1 pseudogene is annotated in these 406 nt (G+C 58.6%); it reads right to left on the bottom strand.

Features of this window, described 5'->3' with window-relative positions:
• Window positions 1-183, bottom strand: a pseudogene (locus BWR59_RS33045) (hypothetical protein); the annotation flags it as partial.
• Between the last annotated feature and the right edge of the window lie 223 nt (window positions 184-406).

Raw genomic sequence — 406 nt, 5'->3', positions numbered from 1 at the left:
TGTATAAGAGACAGCTTCACGCATGCGCATGATGCATGTCAGCCCCGAAGAGCTGAAAAAGATGGACATCGACAGCGACCGTTGCGCATTGGAGCTGAGCACCGGGGCATTGGACTTGTTGCCAGCGACGGTTTTGCCCAGACGCTCCTGCGACACTTTGTGATAGCCCGCGCCCTGACACATGATCGCCACCGCCGGTAAGCCGGACTGCTACAGGAGCGCGCGATATCAAGCCTGTGAGAGCGCGCCGGTCGGGGTAGGAGCCGGCTCTTCATGGCGCGCCAGCATCGCTCTTGGAATCGACAGAATCAGCGCGGCACTGACGAACAAACACGCACCCAACACATAGGTGCCGTTGTTGATATTGCCAGTCAGGTTTTCGGCAACCTGTCCGGCTTTACCGGCT

The organism is Pseudomonas sp. Bc-h (genome assembly GCF_002080045.1).
Lineage (GTDB): Bacteria > Pseudomonadota > Gammaproteobacteria > Pseudomonadales > Pseudomonadaceae > Aquipseudomonas.
This window is presented reverse-complemented; position numbering and strand designations above follow the sequence as displayed.